The organism is Rhizobium sp. LCM 4573, from assembly GCF_001854865.1.
Lineage (GTDB): Bacteria > Pseudomonadota > Alphaproteobacteria > Rhizobiales > Rhizobiaceae > Neorhizobium.
In genome coordinates, this window is the sequence record NZ_MDDW01000004.1 from 72,317 (window position 1) to 96,873 (window position 24,557).

19 protein-coding genes and 1 tRNA gene are annotated in these 24,557 nt (G+C 61.2%); 12 read left to right on the forward strand and 8 right to left on the reverse strand.

The window, feature by feature from the left end; all coding sequences use genetic code 11:
• Positions 1 to 122 precede the first annotated feature (122 nt).
• The 5 genes from LCM4573_RS28260 (at position 123) to LCM4573_RS09435 (ending at position 3,939) form a co-directional block, all read left to right on the forward strand.
• Complete coding sequence (locus LCM4573_RS28260) at positions 123 to 278, forward strand: hypothetical protein (RefSeq protein ID WP_170986323.1); 156 nt, start codon at positions 123 to 125, stop codon at positions 276 to 278.
• Positions 279 to 285: 7 nt separating this feature from the next.
• Positions 286 to 1,230, forward strand: coding sequence for a site-specific tyrosine recombinase XerD (gene xerD / locus LCM4573_RS09420; protein ID WP_071006027.1), 945 nt, complete (start codon positions 286 to 288; stop codon positions 1,228 to 1,230).
• A 64-nt stretch (positions 1,231 to 1,294) separates the two neighbouring features.
• On the forward strand, positions 1,295 to 2,248 hold the full coding sequence (locus LCM4573_RS09425) for an acetyl-CoA carboxylase carboxyltransferase subunit alpha (protein WP_071006028.1): 954 nt from the start codon (positions 1,295 to 1,297) through the stop codon (positions 2,246 to 2,248).
• Between the two features lie 171 nt (positions 2,249 to 2,419).
• Complete coding sequence (locus tag LCM4573_RS09430) at positions 2,420 to 3,709, forward strand: murein L,D-transpeptidase family protein (protein WP_071006274.1); 1,290 nt, start codon at positions 2,420 to 2,422, stop codon at positions 3,707 to 3,709.
• Positions 3,706 to 3,939, forward strand: coding sequence for a sulfurtransferase TusA family protein (locus tag LCM4573_RS09435; protein WP_071006029.1), 234 nt, complete (start codon positions 3,706 to 3,708; stop codon positions 3,937 to 3,939). The genes LCM4573_RS09430 and LCM4573_RS09435 overlap by 4 nt, the downstream gene beginning before the upstream one ends.
• A gap of 6 nt (positions 3,940 to 3,945) precedes the next feature.
• On the opposite strand, the gene LCM4573_RS09440 is transcribed toward LCM4573_RS09435, so the two are convergent.
• Positions 3,946 to 5,118: a GTP-binding protein gene (locus tag LCM4573_RS09440; RefSeq protein WP_071006030.1), complete on the reverse strand. Its 1,173-nt coding sequence runs from the start codon at positions 5,116 to 5,118 to the stop codon at positions 3,946 to 3,948.
• A 14-nt stretch (positions 5,119 to 5,132) separates the two neighbouring features.
• On the reverse strand, positions 5,133 to 6,230 hold the full coding sequence (locus tag LCM4573_RS09445; protein ID WP_407071723.1) for a D-alanyl-D-alanine carboxypeptidase family protein: 1,098 nt from the start codon (positions 6,228 to 6,230) through the stop codon (positions 5,133 to 5,135).
• 155 nt (positions 6,231 to 6,385) lie between these two features.
• Here LCM4573_RS09445 and LCM4573_RS09450 point away from each other — a divergent pair, with 155 nt between their 5' ends.
• Positions 6,386 to 7,546 carry a M20 aminoacylase family protein gene (locus tag LCM4573_RS09450; protein ID WP_071006031.1) on the forward strand — a complete coding sequence of 387 codons (1,161 nt, stop codon included), beginning with the start codon at positions 6,386 to 6,388 and terminating at the stop codon, positions 7,544 to 7,546.
• Positions 7,547 to 7,611: 65 nt separating this feature from the next.
• Positions 7,612 to 7,688, forward strand: a tRNA-Arg gene (locus LCM4573_RS09455).
• An 8-nt stretch (positions 7,689 to 7,696) separates the two neighbouring features.
• Here LCM4573_RS09455 and LCM4573_RS09460 read toward each other — a convergent pair.
• Positions 7,697 to 8,260, reverse strand: a complete 564-nt coding sequence (locus tag LCM4573_RS09460; protein ID WP_071006032.1) for a putative glycolipid-binding domain-containing protein — start codon at positions 8,258 to 8,260, stop codon at positions 7,697 to 7,699.
• A gap of 356 nt (positions 8,261 to 8,616) precedes the next feature.
• Between LCM4573_RS09460 and LCM4573_RS09465 the strand changes: the two genes are divergently transcribed.
• Positions 8,617 to 9,507 (forward strand): cell wall hydrolase, encoded by an 891-nt coding sequence (locus LCM4573_RS09465; RefSeq protein ID WP_083347381.1) that lies wholly within the window; start codon positions 8,617 to 8,619, stop codon positions 9,505 to 9,507.
• A gap of 26 nt (positions 9,508 to 9,533) precedes the next feature.
• Here the strand turns inward: LCM4573_RS09465 and LCM4573_RS09470 are convergent, their stop codons facing one another.
• On the reverse strand, positions 9,534 to 10,751 hold the full coding sequence (locus tag LCM4573_RS09470) for an FAD-dependent oxidoreductase (RefSeq protein WP_071006033.1): 1,218 nt from the start codon (positions 10,749 to 10,751) through the stop codon (positions 9,534 to 9,536).
• A 132-nt stretch (positions 10,752 to 10,883) separates the two neighbouring features.
• Between LCM4573_RS09470 and dxr the strand changes: the two genes are divergently transcribed.
• On the forward strand, positions 10,884 to 12,068 hold the full coding sequence (gene dxr / locus LCM4573_RS09475) for a 1-deoxy-D-xylulose-5-phosphate reductoisomerase (RefSeq protein ID WP_071006034.1): 1,185 nt from the start codon (positions 10,884 to 10,886) through the stop codon (positions 12,066 to 12,068).
• 34 nt (positions 12,069 to 12,102) lie between these two features.
• On the opposite strand, the gene hemA is transcribed toward dxr, so the two are convergent.
• From hemA to LCM4573_RS09495, 4 genes are all read right to left on the reverse strand, one after another.
• Positions 12,103 to 13,317 (reverse strand): 5-aminolevulinate synthase, encoded by a 1,215-nt coding sequence (gene hemA, locus LCM4573_RS09480; RefSeq protein ID WP_071006035.1) that lies wholly within the window; start codon positions 13,315 to 13,317, stop codon positions 12,103 to 12,105.
• Positions 13,318 to 13,540: 223 nt separating this feature from the next.
• Positions 13,541 to 14,338: a xanthine dehydrogenase family protein subunit M gene (locus LCM4573_RS09485; RefSeq protein WP_071006036.1), complete on the reverse strand. Its 798-nt coding sequence runs from the start codon at positions 14,336 to 14,338 to the stop codon at positions 13,541 to 13,543.
• Between the two features lie 11 nt (positions 14,339 to 14,349).
• Positions 14,350 to 16,698 (reverse strand): xanthine dehydrogenase family protein molybdopterin-binding subunit, encoded by a 2,349-nt coding sequence (locus tag LCM4573_RS09490; protein WP_071006037.1) that lies wholly within the window; start codon positions 16,696 to 16,698, stop codon positions 14,350 to 14,352.
• Positions 16,699 to 16,819: 121 nt separating this feature from the next.
• Entirely contained in the window at positions 16,820 to 17,314 is a 495-nt protein-coding gene (locus LCM4573_RS09495; RefSeq protein ID WP_071006038.1) for a (2Fe-2S)-binding protein, read from the reverse strand.
• A 333-nt stretch (positions 17,315 to 17,647) separates the two neighbouring features.
• Here LCM4573_RS09495 and LCM4573_RS09500 point away from each other — a divergent pair, with 333 nt between their 5' ends.
• The 3 genes from LCM4573_RS09500 to LCM4573_RS09510 all read left to right on the forward strand — a co-directional run bounded on the left by LCM4573_RS09500 (position 17,648) and on the right by LCM4573_RS09510 (position 24,547).
• Complete coding sequence (locus LCM4573_RS09500; protein ID WP_046796317.1) at positions 17,648 to 17,911, forward strand: YMGG-like glycine zipper-containing protein; 264 nt, start codon at positions 17,648 to 17,650, stop codon at positions 17,909 to 17,911.
• 177 nt (positions 17,912 to 18,088) lie between these two features.
• A complete protein-coding gene (locus LCM4573_RS09505; RefSeq protein WP_071006039.1) occupies positions 18,089 to 20,014 on the forward strand; it encodes an autotransporter assembly complex family protein in 1,926 nt (641 codons plus the stop codon).
• Between the two features lie 39 nt (positions 20,015 to 20,053).
• Positions 20,054 to 24,547 carry a translocation/assembly module TamB domain-containing protein gene (locus LCM4573_RS09510; RefSeq protein ID WP_083347394.1) on the forward strand — a complete coding sequence of 1,498 codons (4,494 nt, stop codon included), beginning with the start codon at positions 20,054 to 20,056 and terminating at the stop codon, positions 24,545 to 24,547.
• Positions 24,548 to 24,557 lie beyond the last annotated feature (10 nt).

Below are 24,557 nucleotides of genomic sequence, written 5' to 3' on the forward strand. Positions count from 1 at the left end.
AGCGTCAAGCCATCGTGGGCTAAACGGCAGGTTCGGTGAGCTTCTTGCGCACCGGCGAGGCTTTCCGCATATAGTCGGCGGTCGACGATCCGGAAACGCTGAAAAAAGCCCTAGGACGCAGTATGCCCACTCTCTTTCGCTTCCTGTTCGTGCTCGCGGCGATTGCCGGTTTGATCTATGGAAGCATGCAGGCGCTGGTGATGCTCGTCGAGCCGCGCGAGCGGGACGTGACCGTGCGGGTGCCCTCGGAGCGGCTGAACCCGCCGGCAAAGGAGTGAGTGGCTCATGGCCGATCTTTCCCGCGCCCATATCGAAGCTTTTCTGGAAATGATGAGCGCCGAGCGCGGCGCGGCGGGCAATACGCTCGTCTCCTATGAGCGCGACCTGGAGGACATGCATTCCTTTCTCGTCAGTCGCAAGGCCACACCGCTCAATGCGGAAAGTGCCGATCTCACCGCCTATCTCGCTCATCTGGGAAGACAGGGCTTTGCCGCGTCATCGCAGGCGCGGCGGCTTTCGGCTATGCGGCAATTCTACAAGTTCCTCTATGCAGAGGGGCTGCGTGGGGACGATCCGACGGCCATTCTCGATGCACCGAAGAAAGGCAAGGCGCTGCCGAAAATCATGAGCGAAGCCGATGTGACCCGCCTTCTCGAACAGGCGGCACGGGAAGCGGCCGAGCCGGGACCGGATCAGCTTTCGCATCTCAGGATGCTCGCCCTCCTCGAATTGCTGTATGCCACGGGAATGCGTGTCAGCGAGCTGGTTTCCCTTCCCGCGAAAGTGYTCGATCAGGAAAGCCGCTTCCTGATGATCCGGGGCAAGGGCAATAAGGACAGGCTGGTGCCGCTTTCCCGCTCTGCAATCGAGGCGATGCGGAACTACGGCGCAGCGAGGGAGAGGACCTCGGAACATATCGCCGACAGCCCATGGCTCTTTCCTTCGACGGGCAAGGAAGGCTATCTGCCGCGGCAGGTCTTTGCCCGAGACCTGAAGGGACTTGCCGCACGAGCTGGACTTAGAGCCGCCGCAATCTCCCCGCATGTGATGCGCCATGCATTCGCAAGTCATCTTCTGCGCCATGGAGCGGACCTTCGCGTGGTTCAGGAACTGCTCGGACATTCGGACATTTCCACAACCCAAATCTACACGCATGTGCAGGAAGAAAGGCTCCATGAGCTGGTGCAAACGCACCACCCTCTTGCAAAACAGGCCAAAAACCGGGATTAGAGGCCGCAAACAAAGAATGGGAACACCGCGTCCCTGAGATAATAAAGATCGGAAGCCGGATCTCATGCAGACTTATCTTGATTTCGAAAAGCCAATTTCTGACCTCGAAGGCAAGATCCACGAGTTGAAGAAACTCGCGGCCGAGGACGAAAGCATCGACACTTCCGACGAGATCAACCGGCTCGAAACGCGCGTTCGCGAGGCGACGAAGGAAATCTACGCCAAGCTCGGCGCGTGGGAGAAGACGCAGGTCGCGCGCCATCCGCAGCGTCCGCACTTCGTCCACTATGCCGCACAGCTCTTCACCGATTTCACGCCGCTTGCCGGCGACCGGAATTTTGGCGAGGACGCCGCGATCCAGGCGGGTCTCGCGCGCTTCAACGGCACCGCAGTCGCCGTGATCGGGCAGGAAAAAGGCCATGACACCAAATCGCGGCTGAAGCACAATTTCGGCAGCCCGCGCCCGGAAGGATACCGCAAGGCAATCCGCATCATGGAAATGGCCGACCGTTTCGGTCTGCCCATCATCTCGCTGATCGACACCGCCGGCGCCTATCCCGGCGTCGGAGCGGAAGAGCGCGGACAGGCGGAAGCGATTGCCCGTTCGACCGAGACCTGCCTTTCCGTGCGGGTCCCGATGGTGTCCGTCGTGATCGGCGAAGGCGGCTCGGGCGGAGCGATTGCGATCGCCACCGGCAACCGGGTCTACATGCTCGAGCATGCGATCTATTCCGTCATTTCGCCGGAAGGCGCCGCTTCCATTCTCTGGCGCGATTCGACCCGCGCCCGCGAGGCCGCCACCAACATGAAGATCACCTCCGATGATCTGAAGGCACTCGGCGTCATCGACGACATCATTCCCGAACCGCTCGGCGGAGCGCATCGCGATCCGCAGACCGTGATCGCCGCCACCGGCAAGGTAATTGCCTCCGCGTTGCAGGATCTTTCGAAGCTTTCAGGAGACCAGGTGCGCGCCGCGCGGCGRCAGAAATTCCTCGATATCGGCCGGAATCTCTGATTCGGACAGCCACGCCTGAAAATAGCCAATTTTGGCCACATTGCTGATAAGAGTGAGTCGCGGTCGCGATTTGCTGGACAGACGGGGACCAGCGGTTAAGAAGATATAAAGATTACCGCTTTATTATCGAGTTTCGTGCCGACCTATTCGCAGTCCAACTGGTTTGTACCGATGCGCTTGAAAAATATCGCTTTCATCCTGCTCATGGCCACAACTCTTGCGGGCTGCAACGACACCTTGGATTCGGTCGATATCTCCACCGTCAAGAACAAGGTCGAGCACCCTCTGCCTGCCCGCCGGGTTGCGGAAATGCAGAAGAAGAACATGCCGCGCACCTCGCCGATCATGATCCGCATCTTCAAGGAAGAGGGCGTTCTCGAGGTCTGGAAGGCGAAGACCGATAACCGGTTCGACGTGATCGCAAGCTACCAGATCTGCGCCTGGTCCGGCAAGCTGGGCCCCAAGGTGAAGGAAGGCGACCGCCAGGCGCCAGAGGGCTTCTACAACCTCACGCCCGCGCATCTCAACCCGAATTCGAAATACTATCTCGCCATCAATACCGGCTTTCCGAACCGCTTCGATCAGGCGATGGGTCGCACCGGCTCGAACCTGATGATTCATGGCGCGTGTTCTTCATCCGGCTGCTATTCGATGACGGACGAGCAGGTTCTGGAAATCTATGCCTTCGCGCGGGACGCCTTCAAGGGCGGCCAGACTTCCGTGCAGTTGCAGGCCTTCCCCTTCCGCATGACGGCGGACAACATGGCTCGTCATCGCAACAGCGAACACTACGATTTCTGGAAGATGCTGAAGGTCGGCTACGATAACTTCGAAGTCACCAAGCGCCCGCCGGAGGTGAATGTCTGCGACAAGAAATATGTCTTCAACCAGCAGATGGACGCCAGCGGCAAGCTGGGATCCGCTCAAGCCTGCCCGCCCATGTCGACGCCGCCGGCTCTCGCCATGGCCCTCGCTTCTTATGAAAAGACCTATGAAGTCGCCTATGAAAAGGCGGTGAAGAAGCTTGACGGCATGGTCTGGTACGAACCGAGTGAAGCCGAGCGCAAGGCAATCGTCGCCGACAAGCGGAAGGGCCGAGATCTCGCCTATGCGCCGACCGGCACCTCGCTTGCCGCCGGCAAGCTGATGAAGGAAGAAGAGTTCGCCGCCCTGATGCAGAAGCGCACGGCAACTCCGAACAAGTCCGCTCAAACCGCCGTCGCCGCCGTATCCTCGCGCCCCAGCACCGCCGCCGAACGCATGAAGCAGGACCGCCTGCCCCAGGCAGCGGGCGACCAGGCGCCGGCACAGGTTCCGGCTCCCGCCGAAACGCAGGTGGCAAACACCGAAGGAACGGCAACCACGGTGCCGATCCCGGCGCAAAACCCGCTCGCCTATGCCGCGCCGCAGATTCCGGACGACAAGAAGAAGCCTTTCTGGAAGTTCTGGGCCAAGGAATGACCTTTCCCGCTGACAGCCTCTATGATCTCAGAGGCTTGAAGTGCCCGCTGCCGGTGCTGAAAACCCGCAAACGGCTGACGGCTCTGCCAAGCGGAACGGAGATCGCAATCGAAACCAGCGATCCCATGGCAGTGATCGACATTCCGCACTTCTGCCGGCAGGAAGGGCACGAGCTTTTGCATTCTGAAAAGACCGAAACCGGCCACCTTTTCCTGATCCGAAAAGGCTGATCTCAGTCACATCTTCATGCCCGGCACGGCGAGCGGATTATCCTCCAGCGCCGCCCGGTCGGGGCGGTCCACCTGCGGCTGACCGGTGAAGGCAGCAAAGAGGTCCGCAACGAAGCTTTCCGGCAGGTCCTGCGTGATGAGCACCATGCGCGTGCGCCGGTCGGAACCCTCCGGCCACTTCGGCAGGCGCTGCGGCGGATGAAAAATGCTCTGGACCCCATGCAGGATGAGCGGCCGCTCCGGATTGTCGGCRAGCGCCACCACCGCCTTCATGCGCAGCAGCTTCTCTCCATGGGCCGAGCGCAGGAGATCCACGAACATTTCCAACGCCATAGGATCGATCGGTTCGTCGTGGACGATCGAGAAGGAGCGGATGTTCTCGCCGTGACGATTGATGTCATGATGATGGTGAGCGTGGTGATGATGGTGATGGCCGTGAGCATGCTCATGATGGTGGTCATGGTGATGCCCCTCATCATGATGATGATGCTCGTGATCGTACGCGATCTCGTCGCGCAGCCAGCGATCGACATCCGCGATTTTCGTGGCCGGATCATAAAGGCCGTTCTCGAGGATCATGGCGGTTCCCGCCTCCGCGCTGTCGCCATCCACCATTGGTGCGCGGGGATTGAGCACGGCAAGGCGCGATTTCAGGGCGGCAACCTCCGCGGCCTCCGCCATCGACTGCTTCGAGATTATCAGCCGGTCGGCGACTGCGGCCTGCTTCACGGCTTCCTGATGCCGGTCGAGTGTGGCAAGTCCGTTGACCGCATCGACGAGGGTGATGACGCCGTCCAGCTCGAAATTCTGCGCGATGACAGGATTACCCATGACCGACTGCATGACAGGCGCGGGATCGGCAAGACCGGTCGTTTCGATCACCACGCGGCGGACCGGTTTCAGCCGGCCGGTCTGGATGYCGTCCATAAGCCCTGCGAGCGTTTCCACCAGTTCGCCGCGCACCGTGCAGCAAAGGCATCCGTTCGAAAGCTCCACCAGCGTATCGCCTGAGGTTTCGACCAGGAAGTTATCGATGCCGACCTCGCCGAACTCATTGATGATGACGGCGGTGTCGCTCGTTTCCGGATCCCTGAGAATGCGGTTGAGCAGGGTCGACTTCCCCGCGCCGAGAAACCCGGTGAGAATGGAGACCGGAATGCGGGCGCGCGGATGTGACATGGGGATTTTCCCGTTCAGAACGTGGGACGCGGCAAGGGGATCGGCACGTTGGCGATCTCTTCCCCGCCCTTGCTGGCTGCAACAGCCTCGGAACCCGGAATGAGGCCGGCGAAACTATAGACCGGCGGGCGGGTCATTTCCTTGATATAGGGCGAATGCACGACCATGCGACCGGCATCGTCCCGCCCTTCACTGCGAACCTTGGCAGCTTCACGATTGCAGATCTGGTCGCTGAGGTCGTTGACCGTGGCGGTATCGCCATAGGAAGCGAGCGAGGCAAGCGGCACGCCACGATTTGGCGGGATCGTCAGCCCCTTCTGGAGCAGATTGGCGGAATCGTCAGCGCGGCCGGCAAGGCTGTCGGAGCCGAGCACGACCGAAATAACCGTGCGCCCGTTGCGAGTGGCCGAAGAAACCTGGTTGAAGCCGGCTGCGCAGATGAAGCCGGTCTTCATTCCGTCCGCGCCCTCGAAACGGCCGATCAGCATGTTGAAATTGGGATAGTTCTTCTTGCCGGTATTGATGCCTTCGAGCGAGAAATAGCCCGCGAATTCCGGGAATTCGCGCTTCAACTGCAGCGCCAGGATGGCAAGGTCGCGCGCCGTCGTATACTGCCCCTGCCCCGGCAATCCGTGCGGATTGATGAAATGCGTGGACGTCATGCCGAGACGCTGCGCTTCAGAATTCATCATCGCCACGAACTGGTCGAGCGAGCCGCCCACGGTTTCGCCGATGGCGACCGCGACGTCATTCGCCGACTTGACGAGCAGGATCTTCAACGCGCTGTCCATCGTGAGTCTGGAGCCGGGCTTGAAGTACATCTTGCTCGGCGGCTGGTCGGCCGCCTTCTTGCTCATCACCACTTCGCTATCGAGCGAAAGCCGGCCGCTCTTCAGCGCCTTGAAGGTTACATAAGCCGTCATCAGCTTGGTGAGCGAAGCTGGGTACCATTTCCGGAAGGCATCCTCGTGCTCAAGAACACGGCCTGTCCTGACATCGATCACGATCTTCGGATTGGCGGCTGCATGGCCGGCGGAGCCAAGGAGTGCCAGAGCCGTCAGGGCTGAAATCAGCCGGGTGGCGGACGGCAGGCGGTGCTTCGATAGAGGCAAGATAGTTCCTCGTTGTTCTTCAATTAACGAGTAGGGCGGATAGTTGGCCTATGTGGCCAAGCAATGGCAAAGAAGATTGATTGCGTCAATCGTGAGGGGCAGTATCGTCTGGGGAGGACGAGTCATAACCGCGTGAGCGAAAACAAGGGAACACTATGCCGATTTTGAACCGGGCCGCCGAATTGCAGGACGAAGTCAGCGGCTGGCGACGATATCTTCATGAAAACCCTGAAATTCTTTACGACGTCGAAAATACTGCAGCCTTCGTGGCCGCCAAACTGAAGGAATTCGGTGTCGACGAAATCGTGACGGGCATCGGCCGCACCGGCGTCGTGGGGATCATCCGCGGACAGGGGGCCGGCCGCACCATCGGCCTGCGTGCCGATATGGATGCCCTGCCGCTCACCGAGATAACCGGCAAGCCCTGGGCTTCCAAAACGGCCGGCAGGATGCATGCCTGCGGCCATGACGGGCACACGGCCATGCTCCTGGGCGCGGCCAGATATCTTTCCGAAACACGCAGGTTCAACGGCGCCATCGCCCTGATCTTCCAGCCCGCCGAAGAAGGCGGCGCCGGCGCGCTGGCGATGATCGAGGACGGCATGATGGAACGCTTCGGTATCGAGGAAGTCTACGGCATGCACAACATGCCCGGAATCCCGCTCGGCCGCTTCGCGATCCGCAAGGGCGGCATCATGGCAGCCCCCGATCGTTTCACGATCACCGTCAAGGGACGCGGCGGCCATGCCGCTCAGCCGCACCGGACGATCGACCCTATCTTCATCGGATCACAGATCGTCGGCAGCCTTCAAGCGATCGCCGCCCGCAATGCCGATCCGCTGCGCTCCGTCGTCATTTCGGTCACGCGATTCGACGCCGGTACCACCCACAATATCATTCCGGACGAGGCGATGCTCGGAGGCACGGTGCGCACGCTCAGCGAAGAAATCCGTGACCTTGCCGAAAGCCGCATCCGTCAGATCGTCGCAGGCATCGCTGATGCGCACGGTGCTGAGGCAGCAATCGCGTATGAGCGGAACGTTCCGGTAACCGTCAACCATGACCGGGAAGCCCTGCATGCCGCGGGCGCCGCGAAAGATGTAGCGGGAGACGCAAATGTCGATACGGATGTCGACCCGAGCATGGCAGGCGAAGATTTCGCCTATATGCTGAAAGCCCGACCCGGCGCCTTCATCTTCATCGGCAATGGCGATAGCGCGCCTCTTCACAATCCCGGCTACGACTTCAACGACGAAGCGATCGCGTTTGGCATTTCCTATTGGGTGAGGCTGGCCGAACAGCGGCTGAGCGAGTGATCCCGGCATCCGCCGAGGAAAAGACTTGGCTTCGGCAGATGCCTTTTGTATGGATGTGCGGCAGTGGTCCCGTAGCTCAGCAGGATAGAGCATCAGATTCCTAATCTGGGGGTCGCGCGTTCGAATCGCGCCGGGATCACCATAAAGCTCTCAGGCAGATGCCGGCACCCGCTCGAAGAGATGTTCGTATCGCACTATCAACCCCTCTTCATCGACCACAAGATCCGCCTCGAAACCCGCAGACAGCCCCAGGTCGACATAGCGGAGTTTCTTGGGACCTTTCCGGTCGTAGCGCTGCCTTGAACGCGCGACGGTCAGCGTCGGCCCATCGATGAAGGCGACGTCGAGTGTGAAGCTCTCGCTTCCGGCCTTCGCCATTTCACGGATCGGTAAAGTGTTGCAGAACGGGGTAATCGACAGATCCGGCTCTGCAGCGCCTTCGAGATCGGCGCGCAGCTCGCCGTCTACCTTCCAGCCGGATTCAGCGCGCTCCAGCTTCAGCGATCCTCGGCCCGCCATGTTCCAGCGCTCCACGACAACGGACTGCGCGCGCCAATCGGAGCCGAGTCTCCAATGGTGATCGATGCGGAACCCACCGGATTCCAAGCAGATGACGGTCGATGTGACCTTTACTCCCTCGGGCTCCACAAGAAGCTCCAAACGCTCCAGGCCCTCGGTATCCGTGCGACGCCAGAAAATGACCGATGTGCGCATGATGGCTCCCTGAGCTCAACCAGGATGCAAGCTGTCTTTATATCCCACCGAACGGTGGTTGCATCGACCAAAGACCTCGCATTGGCATTCGTGCGGGGTGGATAGTCTCCGGCCACCTCTTCGTCCGATCAGAATACCTGTGAATCATTGAGCCGCAAGGCCTCTCAATGCTTGCCAGTGACACCCCTTCAACTGACTCGCCTCTTCCGCTTTTTTGCCATTTTAGAAACGATTTTCCGCCGCAATTCAGACCGCCCGCCGATTCACGGGATGCAGGGTTGATCTAAGTTCCACGGTAGAGTAATTATTTCCCCGCCGAAGTGATTTGTGAAATTTTTATCGCGGGGACGAGACTCATGACGGCGATTCGCTGCGCCCGGATTCGCGGGCTGACCTTGTTGGCTGGCCTGCTGCTTCTTGCAGGCTGCACGTCATCTCAGACCACATCTTCCATCAAGTCAGGGGCTGCAAAAACCGTAGCCGTCCAGACGGGCGACGGTTCCAAGCGACAGGTTTACCACTATACCGCCGCCGACCGCGAATGCCTGAAAAGGGCAATGTATTTCGAATCCGAGCGGTCGAGCAAAAACGGCTTCATGGCCGTCGGCAGCGTGGTGATGAACAGGTTGACCTCCGGCGCCTATCCCGGCACGATTTGCGGCGTTGTTTCCCAGGAAAAACAGTTTGCCCCCGGGGTAATGACGCGCAAGATGGAAGAGGACACGGCTCCCGAACTTGAGGACGCGGCAAATGCGATCCTGCGAGGCGAACGCCACCCGCAGGTGAAGAACGCCATGTTCTTCCATCAGAACGGGCTGAAGTTCCCCTATCGGAACATGCACTATGTAACTGTCGCGGGCGGCAATGCCTTCTACGAAAAACGGGACCGTGACGGCGATCTGCAAACCCCCGCCCCGAAACAGTCCGGCGAATATGTTCTGAGCTTTGCTCAGCCGGGATCGACCAATGAGGGCCTGACAAAGATAACCGATATGGCGCAGGCGCCCGCGCCGCAACCAACGGCAGCCTCCGTCACAGCGGCGGCGATCACACCGACGACCGCCGCGGTGGCCGCATCGGCGCCTTCCTCTCAGGCAGAAACGACGGAGATTTTGGCTTCGGAGGATGAACTGCTGCTGCCTGCCATCGTTCCCGTCCCGATCCGCCGGCCGGAGACCTCGGCGCAGATGGCTGCGGTGAGCCACGGCGACTGGTCTTCTCATACCCAGGGCAATGTCGTGCAGTAGAGGCATTCTCTACGGAGAGGGAACACCTAGCGCGTTCTGACATGCTCCATGCGAAAGCCTAGACCAATAAGACGGCCGGCAAGATGCGCAAGGATCGGCCAGCGGGCAATACCGCGGACGAAGGCTGGCGGCCCCTGGCGCTTCCGTTCATCCGCCTGATCGGTACGGCGGCTGCTCCGCATCATCAACTGCAGCTTCTGCGTGGCTTTGGTGGGAAAGTCGCGGCGCTTCTCGACGGCGGCAAGGTCCGCATCGGAAAGCCGCCTTTCGCGAAGCGGCCGCGACAGGATGTTGGCGGCCGCGACTGCATCCTGAATTGCGAGATTCACCCCGACGCCGCCGATCGGCGACATGGCATGCGCGGCATCGCCTATGCAGATAAGGCCCGGCCGCCACCATTGCTTCAACCGATCAATGCGCACCGTCAGAAGGCTCGTATCGTCGAAGCTACGGATTTCCTGCACACGATCCGCCGGCAAAGGCGAAACCTCTATCACCATCTGCCGAAACGCTTCGATCCCCTTCTGGCGAATTTCGGCGAAGGTGCTTCGACGGATGACATAACCGCATTGCCAGTAATCGCCGCGATCGATCAGCACGAAACCCTGGCGCGGACCGGCATGGCCCATCACCTCCTGCGGATCACCTGGCTGTTTCGACAGGCGCATCCAGACGACTTCGCTCGGAGTTCCGAAACTTTCAACCTTCAGCCCGGCCTTCTCGCGCACGATCGAATTGCGGCCATCGGCGCCGACGACCAGCTTTGAGCGGATGGAAAGCGGTCCATCAGGGGACTCTAGGACAAGGCCGACGACTCTCCCTTCTTCCTCCAGGAGCCCATCCACCCTCGCCTGCATCAGCAGCCGGAAATTCGGATAGAGCTTCGCCTGCCCGGCAAGGAAGCTCAGGAAATCCCATTGCGGCATGAAGGCGATGAAGCGGTTGCGGACCGGAAGCCGGGAGAAATCGGCGATCGTCACAGTTCGGCCACCCATTTCGGCCGAGAGTTTCGGCGCGCGCGTATGCGGCAGCTTCAGGAATTCCTCGATCAGTCCAAGTTCGCGCATCACCTCCAGAGTTGAAGGGTGGATCGTATCGCCACGAAAATCCCTCAGGAAGTCACCATGCTTTTCCACGACCACGACATCCACGCCGGCACGCGCCAGCAATAGACCGAGCATCAGCCCAGCCGGCCCGGCTCCCGCGATGGCGCAAGTAGCGCTGATTTCAGTTTTTTTGCTCATGATTCTATTTGGCTTCGATCCCGATCGCCGATCAAGCAGCACATGGTCGCAGCCGAATCGAATTCAAGGCTGCTCTTGTGAGCCGCCGCTTTCGCTTGTAGACCAGCGGCAGTTTCATGAACGAGGAATTTCATGGCCGCTGGCAAACGTCGTATCAGCATTCTCGGCTCCACGGGCTCGATCGGCGTCAACACTCTCGACGTCGTCAACCAGCTCGGTGGACGTGATGTCTACGACGTTGTCGCGATCACCGGCAGCAGCAACATCACGCTATTGGCCGAGCAGGCACGCAGCTCAGGCGCCCGGCTGGCAGTGACGGCGGACGAAAGCCGCTATGCCGAATTGAAGGAGGCGCTTGCCGGCAGCGGAACGGAGGTTGCGGCAGGGCGCGAAGCACTAATCGAGGCAGCCTCCATGGAGGCCGATTGGGTGATGGCCGCGATCGTCGGCACGGCCGGCCTTGCGCCAACGCTCGCCGCGGCAAGCCGCGGCACGGATATCGCACTCGCCAACAAGGAATGCCTCGTCTCGGCCGGCGAACTCTTCGTGAAGGCAGTGGCCGAGGGCGGCGGACGGCTGATCCCGGTGGACAGCGAACATAGCGCAATCTTCCAATCGCTCGAGGACGACCAGCACCATGCGGTGGAGCGCATCGTCCTGACCGCCTCTGGCGGCCCGTTCCGTACCTGGACGCGGGAGCAGATGGCAGGCGTGACAGCCGACATCGCCCGCGCGCACCCCAACTGGTCGATGGGATTGAAGATTTCGATCGGCAGCGCCTCCATGTTCAACAAGGCGCTGGAGATGATCGAGGCGAAACATCTCTTCGATCTCCGTCCCGAGCAGATCGAGGTGATTGTCCATCCTCAATCGATCATCCATTCCATGGTCGGCTACACGGACGGTTCGGTGCTGGCCCAGCTCGGCTGTCCCGACATGCGTACTGCGATCGGCTATGCGCTGACCTATCCGAACCGGCCAAGGCTTGACGTGGAGCGGCTTGATTTCGCCAAGCTCGCCCGGCTGGACTTCGAGGCGCCCGACGAGGTCCGCTTCCCGGCGCTCCGACTTGCACGGACGGCGCTCGAACGCGGCGGGGTACAGGGTGCCGTTATGAACGCAGCCGAGGAAACTGCGTTCCACGCCTTCTGTGCGGGGCGTATCGGCTTTCTCTCGATGGCGGATGTCGTCGAACGGGTGATGGAAGACATGGTGCAGCTCGACGCCGCCTCCACCATGGATAAGGTCTTTGCCGCCGATGCCGAAGCGCGCCGGCGAGCTGCCGAAGTGATCACCAACATGGAAATGGCCGCATAGGCGGCCATTGTTTTTCTTCCAGATTTCAGAGCAATCACGCCACGTGGCGTGCCAACGCACAGCGCGACCAGAGCTGATGCAACGAGCCGACGAGATGTTGGAGATCGGCATCCGAATGCAGCGGGGTCGGCGTGATGCGCAGGCGCTCCGTCTTGCGCGGCACGGTCGGATAGTTGATCGGCTGGACATAGATGTCGCAGGTATCGAGCAGGATATCCGAGATCCACTTGCACTTCGCAGCATCGCCGACCATGACCGGAACGATATGGCTCGGATTGTTCATGTGCGGAATGCCGCGCTGGTCGAGCATGGCGCGCAGCTTGCGCACTCGGTCCTGATGGCGGACACGCTCGAAGGGGCTTGCCTTCAGATGCTGGATCGAGGCGACCGCGCCCGCAGCAAGCGCYGGCGGCAGCGCCGTGGTGAAGATGAAACCGGAAGCGAAGGAGCGAATGAAATCACAGAGCGCGGTCGAGGCGGCGATATAGCCGCCCATGACGCCGAATGCCTTGCCGAGCGTGCCTTCGATGACCGTCAAGCGATCCATCAGGCCTTCGCGCTCGGCGATGCCGCCGCCACGCGGCCCGTACATGCCAACCGCATGGACTTCGTCCAGATAGGTCATCGCGCCATATTTGTCGGCGAGATCGCAGATCTCCTTGATAGGCGCGATATCGCCATCCATGGAATAGACGGATTCGAAAGCGATCAGCTTCGGTGCGCTGGGATCGGCGGCTGCGAGCTTGGCTTCGAGATCAGCGAGATCGTTGTGCTTCCAGATCACCCGCTCGCACTTGGCGTAGCGGATGCCTTCGATCATCGAAGCGTGGTTCAGCGCGTCGGAGAAGATGATCAGGCCGGGGATCTTGGCGCCAAGCGTGCCGAGCGTCGCCCAGTTTGAAATGTAGCCGGAGGTGAAGACGAGCGCGGCCTCCTTACCGTGCAGATCGGCAAGCTCACGCTCGAGCAGAACATGGTGGTGGGTGGTGCCAGAGATATTCCGGGTGCCTCCCGCACCCGCGCCACAGTGATCTATGGCTTCCTTCATGGCAGCGATCACGGCCGGATGCTGGCCCATGCCGAGATAGTCGTTGGAACACCAGACAGTCACTTCCTTCGGACCATCGGGGGTGTGACGCGTGGCGCGCGGAAAATTGCCGCGATGCCGCTCAAGGTCGGCGAACACCCGATAACGGCCTTCCTGATGAAGTCCGTCCAGCTCGCTCTTGAAAAACGCCTCGAAATCCATGTCACACTCCAGAACCTGCTTGGTTTTGGTTTGTAGGCCGCTTCTCGTCAACCCCGCGAGAAGAGAATAAAAGCCGCCTGCGGCATTTGGCCCGACTTTTTTGAATTATTCCAATGAATAGCTACCGAAATTCTGAAACTGATTATTTGATTTGCGTCAAGCCCGCGCAAAAAAGGCGGCCCTGAAGCCGCCCTGTTCAGAAGGATTGCAGCGTAACGTGGGCTCATCCCGCAGCGGCCACAGCTCGCTTTGCCATCACCTTCACTAGGTTGGCCCGGTATTCGGCATCGGCGTGCAGGTCGGACAACATGCCGGCGGAATCGACAACTACCTTTGTCAGAGCGTCCCCGGACCAGGACGATGCAAGCGCATCTTCCATACCGCGGTGACGAAAAACGCCGTCGGCGCCGGCTCCGGTCACCGCAGCGCGCACCCCATCCGCACCGCGAGAGACGAAAACGCCGGCCAGGGCGAACCGCGAGGCCGGGTTGTCGAACTTGGCGTATCCCGCCTTCTCGGGCGCCTCGAAGGTCACCGCCGTGACGATTTCACCCTCTTCCAATGCCGTCTCGAAGAGACCAACAAAGAAGTCGTCCGCCGGGATCGAACGGCGATCGGTAACGACGGTCGCACCAAGACCAAGGACCGCTGCCGGATAATCCGCCGCAGGATCGTTGTTGGCGATGGATCCCCCGATCGTGCCCATGTGCCGCACATGGGGATCACCGATCCGGTCGGCGAGGTAGCATATTGCCGGACAGACCGCGCGAAGCGCAGCGCTCCCCGCGACATCCGAATGCGGGGTTGCCGCACCGATCCTCACTTTACGGCCCTCGACCGCAATCCCCTTGAGATCGGGAATATGACGAAGATCGACGAGGTCGCTCGGGGCGGCCAGCCGCTGCTTCATGGTGGCGATCAGCGTCATGCCGCCGGCAAGATATTTTCCCTCGGGCCGGGAGGAGAGAAGATTGACGGCTTCCTGCACGGAGGAAGCACGATGATAATCGGTTGCGTACATGATCTCCCTCCTCAATGAGCCGTCTGCAGCGCGTGCCAGACCTTCATCGGCGTCGCAGGCATGGCGAGCCGATCATGGCCGATCGCATCGGTTATCGCATTGATCAGCGCCGGCGGAGAGCCGATCGCCCCCGCCTCCCCGCAGCCCTTGACGCCGAGCGGATTGTTGGGACACGGCGTGTTTTGATGCGAGAGCTTGAACGAGGGCAGGTCGTCGGCGCGCGGCATGGTGTAATCCATGTAGCTTGCCGTCAGAAGCTGGCCGGTCTCAGGATCGTAGTGCACGCCTTCCAGCAGCGCCTGACCGATGCCTTGCGCAAGGCCGCCATGCACCTGGCCCTCGACGATCATGGGATTGATGATGTTCCCGAAATCGTCGGCCGCGACGAACTGAACGATATCGGTTTTGCCGGTCTCCGGGTCCACCTCGACCTCTGCGATGTAGCAGCCAGCCGGAAAGGTGAAGTTGGAGGGATCGTAAAAGGCGCTCTCCTTCAGGCCGGGCTCCATGCCGGACGGCAGGTTGTGAGCGGTATAGGCGGCAAGCGCGACCTGAGGCCAGGGCAGGGTCTTGTCCGTGCCGGCAACCTTCAGTTCGCCGTTTTCGACGACGATATCGCTCTCGTCCGCCTCCATCAGATGGGCGGCAATCTTCTTCGCCTTGGCCTCGACCTTGTCGAGCGCCTTGACGACCGCCGACATGCCAACCGCGCCGGATCGGGAGCCATAGGTACCCATTCCCATCTGCACCTTGTCGGTATCGCCGTGCACGATATTGACGCTGTCGATCGGAATACCGAGACGATCGGCAACGACTTGGGCGAACGTGGTTTCGTGCCCTTGGCCATGACTGTGCGAGCCGGTGAAGACCTCAATGGTGCCCACGGCGTTCACCCGCACTTCCGCCGACTCCCAAAGACCGACACCGGCGCCGAGCGAGCCGACCGCCGAGGAGGGAGCAAGGCCGCAGGCTTCGATATAGCAGCTCATGCCAATGCCGCGTTTTCTGCCACGCGCCTCCGATTGCGCCCGCCGTTCGGCAAACCCGCTCCAATCGGCGGCTTGCATTGCGGCATTCAGCGAGGCTTCGTAATCGCCCGCGTCATAATTCATGATGACCGGCGTCTGGTGCGGGAAGGACCGGATGAAATTCTTTCGCCGGAGTTCCGCTGGCGAGATGCCGAGTTCCCGCGCGGCGATTTCCATCGTCCGCTCCAGCAGGTAGGTCGCCTCCGGACGCCCCGCACCGCGATAGGCGTCGACCGGCGCGGTATTGGTGTAAACGGTGCGGACGTTCGCGTGGATCGCCGGAATGTCGTATTGGCCCGAGAGCAGCGTGGCATAGAGATAAGTCGGCACGCAGGACGAGAACAACGACATGTAAGCGCCGAGATTGGCGATCGTATCCACCTTGAGTCCGATGATGCAGTGATCGGCATCGAAGGCCATCTTCACCTTAGAGACATGATCGCGCCCGTGCGCATCCGTGAGGAAGGCCTCCGTGCGGTCGCTCGTCCACTTGACCGGCACGCCGGTCTTCCTGGAAGCCCAGAGACAGACGATCTCTTCCGGATAGATGAAAATCTTGGAGCCGAACCCGCCTCCCACATCCGGCGCGATGACACGCAGCTTGTTTTCCGGCGCGACATTATAGAAGGCGCTCATGACGAGGCGGGCCACATGCGGATTCTGGCTCGTGGTGTAGCAGGTATAATGGTCTTCAGCCGCATCGTAGATGCCAAGCGTCGCCCGCGGCTCCATCGCGTTCGGGGACAGGCGGTTGTTGGCGATCTCGACCTCGGTCACATGAGCGGCCGACGCGATCGCCCGATCGGTTGCTTCGGGATCGCCCAGCTGCCAATCGAAGATCAGGTTTCCGGGCGCTTCCGGATGGATCTGCGGGGCGCCCGGCTCCATCGTTGCAAGCACCTCCGTAACAGCCGGCAATTCCTCGTAGTCCACTTCGACGGCCTCGGCCGCATCCCGCGCCTCGCCTGCGGAATCGGCAACCACGATCGCAACGGCATCGCCGACATACCGCACCGTATCGCCCGCCAGCGGACGCCAGGCTCCCATCTTCATCGGGGAACCGTCCTTGGAATGGATCATCCAGCCGCAGATCAGATTGCCGATGCCATCCGCCTGGAGCTGCTTGCCGTCCAGCACGTCGATGACGCCGGGCATGGCCTTGGCGGYGGAAGCGTCGATGCCCCTGATTTTCGCATGCGCATGCGGGCTTCGCACGAAGCAGGCATATTTCATGCCCGGAACGACCATATCGTCCGTATAGCGGCCTTTGCCGGTCAGAAAACGCTTATCTTCCTTGCGGGCAACGCGGGCACCGATTCCTTCAACACCCATTTTCGATCTCCTCCAGAAATGAGCGAATAGTGAGTAGGAATTAGTCGGTAGTGAGCAGTTCAGAAGCTGGGATACGAAGCCCGCCTGAGGCACCAATTGCTAACGACTGCTCACTACTCGCTTATTCAGCCGCCTGCCTCTTGCCGGCGCCAGCCAWTTCGGCATCGGCGGCAAGAACGGCTTTGACTATGTTGTGATAGCCGGTGCATCGACAGATATTGCCTTCCAGCCCGGCGCGAACGGTTTCTTCGTCGAGACTTCCGCCATGATGGTTGATCATGTCGACAGCAGTCATCACCATGCCCGGCGTGCAGAAACCGCACTGGAGGCCGTGATGCTCCTTGAAAGCCGCTTGCACGGGGTGCAGCTCGCCTTGCGGTGCCAGGCCTTCTATGGTCGTGACGGTCGAGCCCGAGGCCTGGACCGCTAGGATGGAACAGCTCTTTACCGAACGTCCGTCCATATGGATGACACAGGCACCGCATTGTGTCGTATCGCAGCCGACATGCGTGCCCGTCAGGCCGAGCTTCTCGCGAATGAAATGCACGAGCAGCATGCGGTCTTCGCATTCGCTGCTCACCTTCCGGCCATTCACCGTAAGCGTCACTTTCGCCATCTTATTCCTCCCAGTGCCTCCTCAAGCACTCGGGTATCATTTGCTTTTTTGCCGAGGGGATCAACAGCTAGTTTCCAGCGAAAGCGCTTTTACGGGAGCGATGACGCACCCGTGAATGCATGCCAGCCTAGGAAAGAGAAGCAGAAATCCCGTCCTGAACCGGCTCGCGCCGAGCCGGAACCTGGCCCGAAATCTGATTGTCGATTGGTTCTAGACTTCCACATTTCAGCGGTTATTGTTCCCGCCCGTTAGGTAGCCTGCAAAAGTAGCGATCAGGGCGAGATCGCGGGCTTGGGTCGGACACCGACATTAGTCTCAATCCTGGAGGATTTCATGAAGAAAGCCCTGGTGCTTCTTTTGGCCAGCTTGACGCTCGCAAGCTGCACGCAGACCGAAAAGGGAGCCGGCATCGGTGCCGCTTCCGGCGCCGTGATCGGCGGATTGGTCAGCGGTAACGTACGAGGTGCCGCCGTAGGTGCTGCGATCGGCGGGGTTTCCGGCGCGCTCATCGGCTCTGTTTCCGAACAGCCCGGCCAGTGCTACTACCGCGACCGGTATGGCCGCCGCTATATCGACGATTGCCCGCGTCGCTATTGACACATCCATCGGCCAACACACCGAGGATTGTGGCCCCGGAGCACGCTCCGGGGCTTTTTCGTCGCAAAAACAAGAAGGACAACCGGAAAGGGGTACCCCGTTTACTCATTTGCGGTTAGATACGTAGCCCTGACGAGGGCCGTAAGGCCCGGAGGGGTCAATGTTAGTAAGTTGAGTATGCGAAACGAAGACGCCGGGCGGAAAAACGAGAGGACGTTTCGCGGAGCAGGTAGTATTGCGCTTGCCCTCGCTCTCCTGTCTTGGCCCGGGCTCGCCGAAAACGCCTACGCCTTGAAGATTTTCGGGATCACGCTTTTCGGCGAGGATGAAGAGACCATCGAGGTCATCAATCCCGTACGATACGATGCTACCCTTTCGGCAGGCGATGCGGACAAGGACCTAACGAAACGGCTGGAAAACGCTGCCTCTCTCGTGGCCGATGAGGAAAAACCGGTTTCCGGCGACCTCGGCATCGTCATCAAGGCCCGCGAGGACCGGGACAGGCTCGTAGCGGTGCTTTACGAGGAGGCGCGCTACGGCGGCACAGTCCACATTTCAATTGCCGGCACCGATATCGACCAACTGCCTCCAAACCCGACTTTCGATCATTCGGGACCGGTGCCGGTCACGGTCGCCGTCAATCCCGGTCCGGTTTTCCGTCTTGGCACGGTGCGTCTCGAAGGCGATGCCGCAGGACGCGATCCTTCCGCCTACGATCTCGTTCCCGGCGGAGAGGCCGGCTCGCTGCTGATCATCAAGGCGGGAGAAAAAATGCTTGCCGACCTCAAGGAGGAGGGCCGGYCGCTTGCGCAGCTGACGGAACGGCAAGTGACGGCGGACCACGCGACCAACACCGTGGACGTCGTGATGGGCGCGATTTCCGGACCGGTTGCGCCTTTCGGGCAGGTTGCCGTCAAGGGAGCACGCACTGTCGACGCAAACTTCATCAGCCGCTATTCACGGCTCGACAAGGGCGGACGCTATTCGCCCGAACAGTTGAAAAAGGCCTCCGAGCGACTGCGGGAACTTGGTGTTTTCTCGAGCATCAACATCCGCGAGGCAAATGCGCTGGCGCCCGACGGTTCACTGCCTCTGACCATTGAAGTCTCGGAAGGCAAGCATCGCTATTTCGGTTTCGGGGCGGAATATTCCTCGATCGACGGCACGGGCGTCCAGGGCTATTGGGGACACCGAAATCTGTTCGGCCAGGCAGAGTCGCTCAGGATAGAAGGCAAAGTCTCGGGGCTCGGAACCGATACCGACCTCGACGGTCTCAATTATTCGGCGGGCATCATCTTCACTAAGCCGGGCGCCTTCGTGCCCGAAGCGACCTTCGAATCGCGACTCGAGGCGAAAAGCGAGAACCCCGACGACATCTATAAAGCCCAGTCCGTGACGGCATCCGCCGGCTTCGCCTATGAGCTCAATGAGACGGACAAGCTGACAGCGGGCGGCGAAATTGCCTGGATCCGAGCGGACGATGCTTTCGGAGAAAATGAATACCTGACATTTAGCGTGCCGGTGGGTTTCGAGCGAGACAAGCGCGACAATAAGCTGGAGCCGACGGAGGGTTATTATGCGACCCTTGCCGCCAAGCCGAGCTATGAAGCCTTTGAAGGTAATTTCTTCTCATCATTCGAAGGGTCGCTCTCCGGCTATCTCGGCCTCGGCGAGGAAAACAGGACAGTGCTCGCGGCAAAGATCGCCGGGGGGGTTCTCGCGGGCGGTGGCGATCTCGCGAACATTCCGGTGACACGGCGTTTCTTCGCCGGCGGYGGCGGCTCGGTGCGCGGCTACGGCTATCGGGAAATCTCGCCTTACAATGATGAGGACGAGGCGCTTGGCGGCCGCTCCTATACGCTTGCCTCTTTCGAAGTACGGATGAAGCTGACCGATTCGATCGGCATCGTACCGTTTATTGACGTCGGAACCGTTTCCACCGAAATAGTGCCTGATTTCTCTGATATACGCGCGGGCGCCGGGATCGGCATACGGTACGCCACGCCTTTCGGCCCGTTGCGATTGGACGTCGCTGTCCCGTTGAAGCGCTATGACGGCGGCAGTCAATACGGTATCTATGCAGGTATAGGCCAGGCATTCTAAGAGGGGCTTGCGAGCCGGCTGAAAGGTATGATCTCGGGCATGATGCTGATGTTTCGCCTGCTGAAATGGATTGGTGCGCTCGCGCTTGGCGCGGCCGCGATCCTGCTCGTCATGGCGATAGGCATCGCTCTTTTCGTCGCATTCACCCCGGTGGGCGGCCGCATCGCGGCAGACCGCATCGCTGCGATCGTGTCGACCCCGGATCRCATCGTCACGTTTTCACCGCCGCAAGGCCTGTTGACAGGCGACCTGCGCATCGGCGCCCTGACGCTTTCCGACGAAGCGGGAACCTATGCCGAAATCGACGGCATCACAGTCGATTGGTCTCCAGCCGCTCTCGTCAGCGGTGTCTTCCGGGCAGAGCGGATTTCGGCCGAAAACATCAATTTCCTCCGCGCGCCGGTTTCTACACCGCCCACACAGCCGCGACCCGCCTCGCAATCCGGCTTCTCGCTTCCAGTCGGAATTGAGGTGAAAGAAATCGATCTGCCGGACATCAATCTTTCCCCGGCGCTCTCGGGTCGCGATTTCTCCCTCGCTCTTCGAGGCTCAGTCAATGCCGCCGGGCCGAACATCGCGCTCGATCTCGAAGCGACCCGCAAGGACGAGCCCAATGCCAAGGCGCTCGCCGATGTCCTCTATGCTCCGGCCGAAAATCGGCTCACGCTGAAAGCTTCGATATCGGAGCCGCAAGGCGGCCTGCTTGCCCGCATTCTCCGCCTGCCGGGCGCTCCGGCGGTCGATCTGGCACTCGATGGCGCAGGTCCGCTTTCCAACTGGGCCGGCAAGCTCGACGGCAGCGTCGGGGGCGCTCCGGTCATCGCCGTCAATGGCACGCATGTGCTCGAAGAAGGTGACGCCCATCGTGTAGAGGTGACGGGTGGCGGCCAACTTGCGACCCTACTTCCCCCCGCCTTCCGGCCGCTCTTCGACGGCACGACGGACATCGACATTTCCGCTAGATACGGCAAATCGGGCCGCGTCGACATAGAGCGCGGGAACCTCACGTCGGGCGCGGTGCGCATTACCGCCAAGGGCGCCTGGGATCCGACTGGCGACAATAGCCTGACTGCGAGCCTTGCCGGAACCAACGGCCCGGTAGATGTCGTCTGGCCGATCGATGGACAGGAGAGCCGCTTCTCCTTCGAGACGATCAACTTCACCCTGAACGGTGCTGCGACCGCAGCCCGCTTCAACGCGACCGCAGCCCTCAGCGCCGCAGAAGTGCCTCAGGGTCGTTTCGAGCAAATCCGCCTCCAGGCGGAGAGCGAGGATTTGAACCTGGTCGAGCGTAGCGGCAGCATAAGAAGCCGGCTCACTCTCGGGCAAACGCATTTCGAGAATGCGGAGATCGACCGGGTGATCCGTGCGCCGGTAACTCTGGATGCGCCGATCCGCCTTGCACCACCAGCGGTCGGTCTCGATGCGGCAACTTTTGAAAGCGCCGGTCTCAGCGGCACCGTCAGCGGCGCCTACGATCTTTCCAAGCAAGGCGTGACCGGCAACTTCCGCGTTTTCGCCGATCCTTCCGTGCTTCCGCCGGCGCTGTCGCCGAAGTTTGAAGGCAAGGTCGCGGCCGAAGGATATGTCGATGCGATCTCCGGCGGCCGCGTGAGCCTCGAGAACATCGTTCTCAAATCGAACGCGGTCGAAGCGCACGGGAATGTTCTCATCGAAAAGGAGGCCATATCCGGCCGGCTCGCCGGCCGTGTGCCGGAACTCAAGCGCTGGCTTGCCGACGCCGAGGGAGCGGCGGGCTTCGACATCTCCGCCGAGGRACCGCTGAACGCTCCGGCAATCAAGGCGGTCATCAACTCCGCCGAAGCGCGCCTTGYAGGCCGGCTGTTGGAAGACCTGAGCCTCACGGTGAATGGAACCGCCAATCCATCCGCTCCGATGGGGCACGTCGCGGCGACTGGATCGCTGGACGGCCAGCCGATCCGCGTGAATGCCGATGTGACCTCCGCCAACGGCCAGACTTCCGCTCCCGATATCAGCGCCGAGATCGGCCCCAACCGGCTGACCGGCTCTCTGAACTTCTCGCCGGACATGCTGCCCGAGGGCACGATCTCCTTCGAGTTTCCGGATGTCTCACTTCTGGCCGCCCTTGCGGCGCAGCAGGCGCAGGGCGATCTGAAAGGCACGGTGACACTGAGCAATGCCGACGGACGGGCCGGCGCCGTCATCCGCGCTAACGGCTCGGGGCTTACGCGCGGCAATCTCGCGATTGCAGGCCCCGCGATCGATCTCACGGTACCCGATATCAAGGCGCTTGCCGCGGAAGGTACGATCCGGGCGGCCCGCATCGGAAGCGGCGCCTTCGGTGTGACGGATGTCGATCTCGGACTTACCCACGGCGAGGGCACCACTACCTTCAATCTCACCGCAGGTTATGACAACGCTCCCTTGACCGCTGCCGGCAATCTCCGCACGGGCGAGGAGATGATAATCTCCCTCGACAGTTTCTCCGCCGCTCCACGCAACATACCGGTCCGGCTTGCCAATCCCACACGAATCGCCGTCGTGGACGGCAATGCGCGGCTTTCCGATCTCACCATCGCGACGGGCAATGGYAGCGTCACGGTGAACGGCACCGCCGGATCGACGCTCACGCTCAACGCGCGCATCGCCGCTCTGCCGGCCAATCTGATCAACACCTTCGTCCCGGCCCTCAACGCCGCCGGAACGATTTCCGGTACGGTCGACGCTACCGGCCCCGCCACGTCACCTTCGATACGCTACGATCTTGAATGGAGCGACGCGCAGTTCCGCCAAACGCGGGATGCTGGCGTCGCGCCGTTTCAACTCAAGGCCAGCGGCAAGTTCGAGAATGGGACGGTAGCGCTCGATACCACCCGCCTCTCCGGCGCTGATGGTCTCGATCTTTCCGCCACCGGACGGGTGATCCTCAATCAGAACGGCGCTCCCGCACTCGACGTCAATGCCGACGCGCGATCCATTCCGGCGAGCCTCGTCAATGCTTTCGTACCGGACCTCGGCGCCCGAGGCACGATCAGCGGCAAGGTGACCGCGACCGGAACGCCGAACGCCCCGGCGATCCGCTATGACCTGACCTGGGCGAATGCCGGCGTGCGGCAGACGGTGGATGCGGGACTTTCCGCACTGCAGGTGACGGCCGGCGGAACCTTCGGCAACGGCAGGGTGACGCTCGATACCCGCCTCACCGGCCAGGGCGGCCTCTCCCTTTCCGGCGGCGGCTCCGTCTCGCTATCGGGAGAAAAAGCGCTCGACCTGAACTTCGACGGTCAGCTTCCCTTCTCCATTCTCTCGGGCCAATTGGCAGCCCAGGGATTCGTGCTGGAAGGAAACACCAATCTCGACCTCGCAATTCGCGGCACGGCCACCGCTCCCGCAATCACCGGGACGGCAACCGCTTCCGGCGCGCGGCTCATCGACGTGCGGCGCAATCTCGCGATCAACAATCTCGCCGCAAACGTCACCTTCGACGACAATCGGGCCACGATTTCGAACCTCGGCGGTGCCCTTTCAACTGGTGGCCGCGTCACCGTGGACGGCACGGTCGGCATCACGCCCGGCTCAGGCTTTCCCGCCGACCTCCGGATCAACCTGGCACAGGCGACTTATGCCGACGGCACGCTTGTCGCCGCGACCGCGGACGGGACGTTGACGCTGACCGGCCCGCTCGTGTCAGGTCCGGCGCTTGGCGGCCGGCTGACATTGACAAAAGCCGCAATTACCGTGCCGGCCAAGCTGCCGACTTCGCTGACCGAGATCGACATACGCCACCGCAACGCTCCGGCCGACGTGCTGCGCCAGATGGAGGAATTGCGTCCGAAGGAAGCACAGGGCAATTCCCGGCCGATCGCCCTCGATCTCATCATCAGCGCGCCGAACGGCATCTTCGTGCGGGGCCGGGGCATCGATGCCGAGCTCGGCGGCGAGCTCACCGTGCGCGGCACGGCCGTGGCACCGGAGGTTTCCGGCGGTTTCGAGATGCGCCGTGGGCGCATCGTCATTCTCACGAAACGTCTGGATTTCACCGAAGGCGACATCACGTTCGGCGGCGGGCTGATCCCCGTACTCAACATGGAAGCCAGCACGACATCCGCCCAGACGACGATCACGGTCAACGTGACGGGCATTGCCAACGACCCGCAGATATCCTTTTCCTCTTCTCCTGCCCTTCCGCAGGATGAGGTTTTGGCGCGGTTGATCTTCGGCCAGTCCATGTCGCGCCTCTCGCCGGTACAAATCGCCCAGCTTGCCGATGCAGTCAGCCAATTGGCCGGCGGCGGCTCCAACTCGCTGCTGGAAACACTGCGAAGCAATCTTGGCGTCGACGATATCGACATCAACACCGACGATACCGGCCAGACGACCGTCTCCGTCGGCCGCTACATCAACAACCGCACCTACCTTCAGGTCGAGCAGGGCGGCAGCGCCGGGGCAAGGGCTACCATCAATCTCGACGTCGGCCGCGGCGTCAAGCTGAAAGCCGGAGCGGGCACCGAAGGGGGCACCGCCGGCATATTCTACGAACGCGAATACTGACCGCGACTTC

Coding starts and splice junctions, on each gene's coding strand:
- LCM4573_RS09435 (WP_071006029.1), top strand. CDS start 3,706: ATGACCTTTCCCGCTGACAGCCTCTATGATCTCAGAGGCTTGAAGTGC.
- LCM4573_RS09470 (WP_071006033.1), bottom strand. CDS start 10,751: ATGAGCAAAAAAACTGAAATCAGCGCTACTTGCGCCATCGCGGGAGCC.
- LCM4573_RS09460 (WP_071006032.1), bottom strand. CDS start 8,260: ATGCGCACATCGGTCATTTTCTGGCGTCGCACGGATACCGAGGGCCTG.
- LCM4573_RS09465 (WP_083347381.1), top strand. CDS start 8,617: ATGACGGCGATTCGCTGCGCCCGGATTCGCGGGCTGACCTTGTTGGCT.
- LCM4573_RS09430 (WP_071006274.1), top strand. CDS start 2,420: ATGCGCTTGAAAAATATCGCTTTCATCCTGCTCATGGCCACAACTCTT.
- LCM4573_RS09485 (WP_071006036.1), bottom strand. CDS start 14,338: ATGTACGCAACCGATTATCATCGTGCTTCCTCCGTGCAGGAAGCCGTC.
- LCM4573_RS28260 (WP_170986323.1), top strand. CDS start 123: ATGCCCACTCTCTTTCGCTTCCTGTTCGTGCTCGCGGCGATTGCCGGT.
- dxr (WP_071006034.1), top strand. CDS start 10,884: ATGGCCGCTGGCAAACGTCGTATCAGCATTCTCGGCTCCACGGGCTCG.
- LCM4573_RS09500 (WP_046796317.1), top strand. CDS start 17,648: ATGAAGAAAGCCCTGGTGCTTCTTTTGGCCAGCTTGACGCTCGCAAGC.
- LCM4573_RS09450 (WP_071006031.1), top strand. CDS start 6,386: ATGCCGATTTTGAACCGGGCCGCCGAATTGCAGGACGAAGTCAGCGGC.